The 6,402-nt window shown below is 37.6% G+C and carries 9 protein-coding genes; all 9 read right to left on the bottom strand.

Annotated elements, in window-relative coordinates:
* Window positions 1-582: 582 nt before the first annotated feature.
* A complete protein-coding gene (locus H5182_RS06325; protein WP_182759724.1) occupies window positions 583-1,560 on the bottom strand; it encodes an alpha/beta hydrolase in 978 nt (325 codons plus the stop codon).
* 117 nt (window positions 1,561-1,677) lie between these two features.
* On the bottom strand, window positions 1,678-2,232 hold the full coding sequence (locus tag H5182_RS06320; RefSeq protein ID WP_182759723.1) for a hypothetical protein: 555 nt from the start codon (window positions 2,230-2,232) through the stop codon (window positions 1,678-1,680).
* Between the two features lie 98 nt (window positions 2,233-2,330).
* Window positions 2,331-2,705, bottom strand: a complete 375-nt coding sequence (locus tag H5182_RS06315) for a hypothetical protein (RefSeq protein WP_182194570.1) — start codon at window positions 2,703-2,705, stop codon at window positions 2,331-2,333.
* 60 nt (window positions 2,706-2,765) lie between these two features.
* The gene (locus H5182_RS22285; protein WP_259398242.1) at window positions 2,766-3,128 is read right to left on the bottom strand and encodes a hypothetical protein; all 363 of its coding nucleotides are present in this window, start codon (window positions 3,126-3,128) and stop codon (window positions 2,766-2,768) included.
* A gap of 319 nt (window positions 3,129-3,447) precedes the next feature.
* Window positions 3,448-3,750: a hypothetical protein gene (locus tag H5182_RS06305; protein ID WP_182759721.1), complete on the bottom strand. Its 303-nt coding sequence runs from the start codon at window positions 3,748-3,750 to the stop codon at window positions 3,448-3,450.
* Between the two features lie 336 nt (window positions 3,751-4,086).
* Window positions 4,087-4,881, bottom strand: coding sequence for a trypsin-like serine protease (locus H5182_RS06300; protein WP_182759720.1), 795 nt, complete (start codon window positions 4,879-4,881; stop codon window positions 4,087-4,089).
* Between the two features lie 128 nt (window positions 4,882-5,009).
* Window positions 5,010-5,330: a hypothetical protein gene (locus tag H5182_RS06295; protein WP_182759719.1), complete on the bottom strand. Its 321-nt coding sequence runs from the start codon at window positions 5,328-5,330 to the stop codon at window positions 5,010-5,012.
* An 84-nt stretch (window positions 5,331-5,414) separates the two neighbouring features.
* Window positions 5,415-5,801 carry a hypothetical protein gene (locus H5182_RS06290; protein ID WP_182759718.1) on the bottom strand — a complete coding sequence of 129 codons (387 nt, stop codon included), beginning with the start codon at window positions 5,799-5,801 and terminating at the stop codon, window positions 5,415-5,417.
* 113 nt (window positions 5,802-5,914) lie between these two features.
* Window positions 5,915-6,379, bottom strand: coding sequence for a nuclear transport factor 2 family protein (locus H5182_RS06285; protein WP_182759717.1), 465 nt, complete (start codon window positions 6,377-6,379; stop codon window positions 5,915-5,917).
* Between the last annotated feature and the right edge of the window lie 23 nt (window positions 6,380-6,402).

Below are 6,402 nucleotides of genomic sequence, written 5' to 3'. Positions count from 1 at the left end.
CTGAGGAAAAATGCAGCTAGGGCGCACCCCAAACGCGATCGAAAAACAGGAGTATTTCAGTATGGGGTAGAGCCAAATTTTTAAGGCTGTACTTAATATTTTTCTTAAGTACCTACCTATGACATGGATGTAGGTAAGGGGCGTGAGCAGGACGCGGAAGCTTTAGGATGGCAATGCAGCTAACGCTGCATTGAACCACGAACATAGGACTGAAGACAGGTGCCACGACGAACTAAGTAAGATCTGCTCTGTTACTAGAAATAGTAATAACCAACGACAAAATTGTCAGGAACAATTTTGAACAGCGCAGCTGATTCACGAAAGGCAGGACGCCTGTAGTCATATCAGCAAGATAACCGACGAAATTACTTGCTTCATCCTATGTATTAACTCGCTCTAATTCGAGCTGAAGTAATTATGGCTTAAAAAGTTAGGCAAGGATCAGTGTGTTTAACTTGACAGTGGGAGTCATACCAACGCCCCAATAAGGGGCTAAAAATTATTTGCTAAAATGTGTAGCGAAGCGAAACCAGCAAACTGTTTTTAGTCCCGCTTAATTGGCTTATTAGCTGCTTCAACACATTACAATTCAAATAACCACTTCTCAATTTTACTGGAATCTTCTTTATTGAAAACCATCAAACTTGAATGAGCTCGATTTTCAAATATAAGTTTTTTTACCTGTTTATTTTTAACTGACAAAAAGTAATTAGGTGGTGAAACCGAATCAATATTTGAGTTTACTAACAATATTGGTTTACTGCTTTCATTTAAATTAATTAATAAGTCAGTTTCTTCCAATGTAACTGATGCATCTTCCATTGTTTTCGTAACAATATCATCCACGTGTTCGGACAAAAAACGGCTTAACATAGGAGCTTTATACGGTAAGAATTCTTTTGCAGCTAGGTCGAATCTCATCATTGGGGCAAGTAAAATAGCTGCATCTACATGTTCAGATAAAAGTAGATTACTTGCGGTTAAAGTTCCCATGGAATGACCGACAACTATCGTAAATTCTTGATTATCTTTTTTAGTTATTAATTGATGTAGAAGTTGTGAAAGTATCTGATGTTCCTGCGAACCAAAAGCGAACTTTTCTCTTGATTCGCCATGACCAAATAGATCAGGGATGACCACGTTCATACCAAGAGCTCTGAAATAGATAGCAGTAGCTATCATAACTTCTTTATTGCCTCCATATCCATGCAGCAATACAGCAGTTCCCTTGAAACGATCAAATGTATCAGGCGTCATTTTGTAAGATATCGTATTTTCTACTCCATTGCCTATTGCATGAAGGTTGTAATATACAGAGTTCCCCGTTGGGAAATCCTCCGCTAGGTAAGCAGGAGCGGTTATATATGGAATGCACTCTTTTTTATTAATTGAGCAAAATTCGTGTTTTATGAAACCGATTTCTTCAGGCTCAGCTTTGATAAATTCGGTCTCTGATAAATAAACATCAGGATTTGATATAATGTAGCTTCCAATTGAAGTGCAGCCAGATATAAGCACAGCGAATGTGAAATAGAAAATTAGTTTAATTGCGTTATTCATCTTTAATGTAACACTTTAAATTATTCAGGAGCCTACCTAAGCAGCTAACGCCCCAAGCAGCTGAAAACGCAAACGTTTTGGCGCAGCCAGTGAGCGGTTTTCCGATGGCTTGGCTTGTTAGTTTGCAATTTTAAACTCCGGTGCCCAATCATCACTTATGCCTGTTTGCTTGTAAAATGCATTGGTAATTTTTTTAGGATACTTGGAGAAGCGAGCACTACTCAATCCACTAAAAATGCTAAGGGTTTCGAGAGACACAATTTCTGGGATTACACCAAATAATTCAATGTGCTTTAAATTAGGCAACTTTGCCAAAGGGAGTAACGAATCAACTATCGTTTTTTTACCCGATGAATCCCAGCTTGGTAATGTTGATAAAGAGAGTGTTTCTAGCTCAAGTAAACCTGAAAGTGCGTCGAAGCTTGTAATGTTTGGTAAGTGCGTAATTGAAAGAAATTTTAAACTGCTGCACTTTGAAAGAAAGCAAAAATCACTTTCTAGCAAATTAGCTATATTGAGTTGTTCAAGATAGGTGCATTTTGATATTTGGGAAAATGATAAATAATTGCAGTGCCAGATAGTCATAGACTTGATCTCAAGTGGATTCTCAAAGATTGGCATTTCCTTGCTTTTATCTCTCATGTATTCGATGTGCATAATACTTCCTTGCAAACTAACGCCCGGCTAACCGCGCAAATGTTTGATGCCGGCTTTTATGCGTTTCTTTGCATAAAAGGTTACAGCGAATATTTGTCCGTTTGAGCCGCTGGTTATGCTTCATTGATTTTGCTAAGCCCCGTAACTTTTGTGACCACACCTTTTGCAACTTTTTTCGGCCCTTCCATGCTGAAAAATTTAGTCCCCACTGAAATTCGAACAGAATGAAACTCCATCATTTCCTTGGCCACGATATGCATTCTAGCTTTCAGTTTACCGGTTAACGGAACGCCGGTATCAATAGAATCACCGTTTTCGTCAATGAACTCTGGCCAAATCATAAACATTCGGCCTTCGGGGTTATTCTCTGCATAAGTTAAATCCCATCTTATACCATTTTTTGGTGGAGTTTTTCGTCCACCTTCTTGTTCGGTAAAAATGGTAATTTCCGCTTCAAAAGCGTCAGGATGATCGTAAAGTTTATTCATAATTTTTGTGCATAACGCCCAAAGCAGCGAGCGAGGAACGAATCCGGCTGCCTTTGTTTGTTATGCATTTTCACCAACTGACTCTACTTGTGTATTAAGTATTTGGCGCATCATAATGAGTGAAAATTTCACCCCGTCTTTTTCTTCGATCATATCTTTAAGATGTATTTTGTTATTACCGTATTCTTCAGGAAAACGAATGTTCATATAAGTCATGCGTTTTTTATCTTCTTCCCAAAAGCGATACTTCACTTCACCGTGACCTGCATACTTCTTTAGGAAGCGGTCAATCGTCAGGCCTTCTTTCTGCCAATTAACTAGCTCTTTACTTACCCACACCTCATCCCACGTTTCAAATACGGGGAAATGAGCGAGTATGTTACGTACGAACTTAAACAGTGGGCCTCCAATCTCGGATTCCATCGGAGGTCGCTGTATCTTTATCGCTTCAAGCACATGCTTGAATGGTTCGTAGGATAAAAGCTCCGAGTAAACTGCAAAGATACTCGATACCTTGCCAAACCTATAGCTATTTTCTTTTTCCCAGAAATTATCCTCCATGATCTCATCGTACAAGTCGTAAAACCGGTTGTATCCAAGACTGAGGAATAACTCTTCAGATTTGTTAGGTCTCGCTTCCATTGCTCAATCTACCTAGATGCATAACGCCCCGATAAGCCGACGAAATGAGCACAGCGAGTTGAGGTCGGATTGATTGGTTTGTTAGCAGCCAACTGCATATTTAAACCTTATCGATTTTTATAATGTTATTTGAACTGCTTGGTATGAATGCAATAACAACACAACGACCATTTTTTATAAAGCTATCGTGTTGCCTATTAGCAAAAAAATACTTCTCAGTGCCATAATCATTGTACTTAAACGCAATACCTGAAATAGAAAATGACTCTAAACGGCTATTACTTTGATTGACTTCATAATTAGCAATACAACCCTTAATTTTTTGAACTTCATTATTTTTTACAGCGAGTTTAACAGTATATAAATAGATGTAATTGAGAGAAGTGGATATTAATCCAAACACAAATACCAGAGAAATAAATAGGAAGATGTATTTGCCTTTAACTTTTGTGACTTGTGATATTGCACTTATAAAAGGAGTATATTTTAACGCGACAAACAAAACTACAGAGGCGATTATATAACCAACCAGAAACAGGGGTTCTGAGTTTAGCCCCTCTATGTTGCTGACGTAATAGGTGCTGATTGTCGGTTCTAAAATAATTGAATTCCTAAAGTTTTATCCACTTGGCTGCTAACGCATTACTAATGGGCGTAAAATGCTTGGCTAAACTTAGCGACGAAGGAGCGCAAGCCAAGCGTTTTACGTCCTTTTGAGTAAATTGTTATATACCGTTATTTAGTTTTCGGACATGGTTTTTCTGATCCAATCACTATAAGTAGAAATTCTGACCTGGTAAGACTTTTTTCCGTAATGACCAGCCGCAAACTCTTCTAAATTTCCCTCAATATAGTCCCAGCTAAACAAGGCAACTAAATAGTTTTTTCCTTCAACGGCCATAATCAAAGGGCCACCGCTATCACCGGAACCGTCAATCCCTTCAAGGTCAAGAGCTTTTTCACCGGAGTCAAAAGTGATTGATAACCAATTAGTATGGGCTTCTTCAATTCTATTTTGCAGAAGTCTAAATTTCCCCTGAGTTCCTTGAATAGAACCAGTTATACCATTTCCCGTTGTCCCTCTGCCATACCCTGTTATTACTTGGTTGAGCTCTTTGTTTTCAGAATATATGTCAATGGGGGCGCTATCTGGTAAGTCAGAACTTAACTTTACTAAAGCAATATCGTGGGCAGTCATCATAAAGTCCATTAAATCAGAAGCGTCCCCACTTAACATGCTCTCAGGAATATCCGTTATACCGGGATGGATGATTACCTTTTCAACTTCAACTTCGTATTCGCCGATTTGTAGTGTTTTATCAATAATATTTGGTGGTAAAAGGTGTGCTACCGTCACGACCCAATTAGGAGCTATCAAAGCACCATGCCCGCCATCTGGCATATCGACGAAAAACGATGGTGTTTTTTCTAATTCATACTTGCTAGCTTGAACATCATGGCGAACGACTATCGCCAAACTATCGAAGGAAAATATTAGTATGCAGGCTAAGTATATATATTGAATGACTTTCATTTAATTTCCCTATTTATGTTTTTATTAGACTTGCGAAGAAGTTTATTCTTTGAGGTATATAACGCTTAACATATGGGGATTTTAGGAGCGCTTTTTCAGCGAGTAAAATTCCCACCATAATGTTTTTGTTATACACCATTACCCCAAATGTACCAACCAGCGATTAAGCCAATAAATAAGCAACTAAAACCCACTTTTACTACTAAATTTCGTTCAGATCTATCTTCAAGGATTTCGCCTTGAACATACAACTTTAGAATCTTTTCCGCGCTTTCTGAATTTGGATGCTCTCTATAGAAAGAAATCAATGACTTTTGCACTTCTGGCACCCATTGGGAAGGGTGATCATTTTCAGAATCATAATTGAGGGCGCTTAAGACAGATGAGTTTAGCTCATTTGTCTTTTCTCCAATTTCTTTAGCACTGTCATAGTATTGATTTATATTCATAATTACTTTGGGGTATAACGCTTAACATATGGGGATTTTAGGAGCGCTGTTTCAGCGAGTAAAATTCCCACCATGATGTTTTTGTTAGGCATACTTTTGCACCGGACCAAAACCTATACTTTCCCAACGATTCAACAAATATTCAGACTCATCTGTAGCTTCGCTAAATATGATATGAAGATCACCATCGTTACAGAATTTAACATCTAGATTTTGAAAAGAAATAATGCAGTCATCCTTTCCAATCAAACCCAAATTTTGACTTTCCAAAAGCCTGACTTTCCCTAAAACATCAGTAATTAATATTTGCTCAGGACACCATTCATTCGAATCATAATATTGAACGCCCCAAGCGAAGCCAAACCAAATTTTACAATGGCTCTCTTTAGGGTTGAAGTAGTCGACGATAAAAGTCATCTCTTTAATCATCTCATCACGTCCAATGAATTCAGTATGAAACTCAGTGTTCATCTTGTATGCCTAACGCCCTGTTAACAGGCAATAAAACAGTTGGTTAAAATAAGCGACGAAGGAGCAAAAACCAACTGTTTTTTGTCCTTGTTTAACAGCTTGTTAGGCATACATTAACCGTGGTGTCGGCGGATATGCTTTATTAAACCTGATTCGTTAAATTCTAATGAGACAATATTAGTTTTACTATATTCAATGGTTTTATCTAAATGTGCAGGCTTAACTTTACCCATTTCAGTCATTTTTATAAAAACAACATTAGCCCCTACCATAATTTCGTTTATCTCAATATTACTGTTTATAACTTCATCTTTTAGTTTACCAACCATGTCAGAACGGAGTTTCGATTTCTCAGTATACGTAAACTTAAATTTAACATGTTCATCAATGAAATTATCAGACAATAGCGATATATAATGATCTATTTCTTTGGTGGTTGTATTTGGTTGTTGGCGAGCATTTTTGGCTGATACAAATGTCTTGGCTTTTTCGATTAACTGATCTGTCGTAAATTTGTCCTTTGCTAAACTTGAAAAAGATAAAATAAGGGATATAAATACTAAAGTTAATTTTTTCACTGAACTCTCCTTGTATGCCTAAC

The sequence above is a fragment of the Pseudoalteromonas sp. SG44-17 genome, from assembly GCF_014164235.1.
Lineage (GTDB): Bacteria > Pseudomonadota > Gammaproteobacteria > Enterobacterales > Alteromonadaceae > Pseudoalteromonas > Pseudoalteromonas rhizosphaerae.
The sequence above is the reverse complement of the archived record's forward strand: the minus strand, read 5'-3'. Positions and strand labels throughout refer to the sequence as shown.